Origin of the sequence: Flavobacterium soyangense (assembly GCF_015277675.1) — a bacterium.
In the GTDB taxonomy this organism is placed as follows: Bacteria; Bacteroidota; Bacteroidia; order Flavobacteriales; family Flavobacteriaceae; genus Flavobacterium; species Flavobacterium soyangense.
The window spans coordinates 1-1,852 of the sequence record NZ_JADHEC010000083.1; the positions used below are offsets into that span (position 1 = coordinate 1).

A 1,852-nucleotide genomic window follows, 5' to 3' on the forward strand; every position below is an offset into this window, starting at 1 on the left:
TAAATTTATAAAGAATGCCAACCTAAATTTTATTCCTTTTCCAATCTCAAATTAAGACCTCTGGGACAAAGCCCAGAGGTAATTAATTATTTTATTTTAAAGCTTCAATTGAGTTTTGGATCAAAGCCATGGTATAAAGTGGGTTGTGAACACCTTTACCTTCATCTCCTGACACTAGTTTGAAATTCCAATACGCTTGAACATATTTAAGTGGAAAATCAGTTCTTGACTGATACCAAGTTGTTGCAGTTGTTGTTCCTGATGCTGGACTTGTAGGGAATGGTGTATTAGCATTAGCACTATCATAAGCTATTATACTCACACTAGATCCAGAAACTTTAAAATAAGTTGGTTTTGCCGCGAATGCTGCAACCAATTTAGCAAGTTCTGTATCGAATTTTGCATGGAAAGTAGTTAATAAAGTTTCAGGGGCAGCATGACAAGTTATACAAACATTATAAGCAAGCATCATTGTATGTGAACCTGTATCAATGGTTCCTGTTTTTGGTTTATCCATGTGACATTGTACACAAGAAGCCGATGTATAGTGTTTAGCAGTTTTAGTTGCTGGCAAATGCGTAGTAGTTCCTTCAATATCAATACCATTGATTCCCATCCACAAATCTCCTTGTTCAGATACATGTACACCACTACCAGTATTAGAGTAATTTTTGTAATAAGTAGTTCCTGCTGGATAAGGTGCAATTGCATCTGCTAACTTTCTTTGAGACCAAAATCTGTATAAAGGACCACCAGCACTATTAGTTATAACAACATTTCCTGAAGCATCTTTTTCATTCATTTCTATAACTGGTCTTTTGTAATATCCATTAGAATCGGGTCTTGCTTGGTGGCATCCAATACAAGTATTAGCTGAACTTACACCGCCTGTAGGTGAGGCGTTTAAAGTGAATGCAGGGTTAATTTTCTGAGGGACTGCAGCTATGTTTCTTAAACCAAAATCATTTCCGTCAACTGCAAAATTAAGAGATCTGTGCGTAATACCATGGCAACCCTCACAAGAAATTGATCCGTAATTATCATATCCTCTAGGATTTGGTTGTCCATATTTTTTAGTGTCAATATAACCTTCTTGAGAGTGGCATTGGGAACAAAACGCTCTATTGCTATTTAAAGAGCCATCAGCAAAAGTGGTATTTGTACCATAAGTATGTTTTGCAAAAGATCCATCTGCTTGTTGAACTCCTTTGGCATGAACTGATAAACCATAAGCATCAATAATAGGTTGTCTGTGAGCAATGGAGTGACATGCTTCACAAGAGGCAGTACCTGCAACTCCATCTGTCCCGTTTGTGCCTGGTGCACCTGGAACAGGAATGTAGTCGTCATGGGAACATCCTTGTAAAGAGAAGAATAAAATCCCCAAAATAAGTAACATGGTTTGTTTAACTGTTTTCATAATTTTGATTGTTTAATTTATTTATGTTTTTTATGTTTTTATTAACTTAATATTAACTAATTCTTGTGATGTAAATTTATTGGATATTTAAAATTAATAATATGATATTTATCATACTTTAAATATATTTTTAATAATATATTTAGTTTTTTACACATACGTTCATCCCAGTAATACCAAGGGTTTTAACAAATTTAAAAACAGGACTTTTTTATCCTATTTATCCAAAAATAGAAAAAGAGGATTAACACATCCTATTTTATGGAGTGAGAATCCTCTTAATCTTATTTAAACCTTAAAATTTAAAGTTTTTAATACAACCGATTTATTTAAAATCTTACCAGGTTCTTGAAATGTTAAATCCAATGGCAAAATCGCCTTCGAAGAAATCATTTTGATTGAACATATTGCTTTGTTGGTTAACAATTCCTC

General features: G+C 33.6%; 2 protein-coding genes. Both read right to left on the bottom strand.

Annotated features, from left to right (window positions below; genetic code table 11):
• Nucleotides 1-91: 91 nt before the first annotated feature.
• The gene (locus IR213_RS16045) at nt 92-1,420 is read right to left on the bottom strand and encodes a multiheme c-type cytochrome (RefSeq protein ID WP_194313291.1); all 1,329 of its coding nucleotides are present in this window, start codon (nt 1,418-1,420) and stop codon (nt 92-94) included.
• A gap of 337 nt (nt 1,421-1,757) precedes the next feature.
• Nucleotides 1,758-1,847 (bottom strand): DUF5777 family beta-barrel protein, encoded by a 90-nt coding sequence (locus IR213_RS16710; protein ID WP_394354901.1) that lies wholly within the window; start codon nt 1,845-1,847, stop codon nt 1,758-1,760.
• Nucleotides 1,848-1,852: the final 5 nt, after the last annotated feature.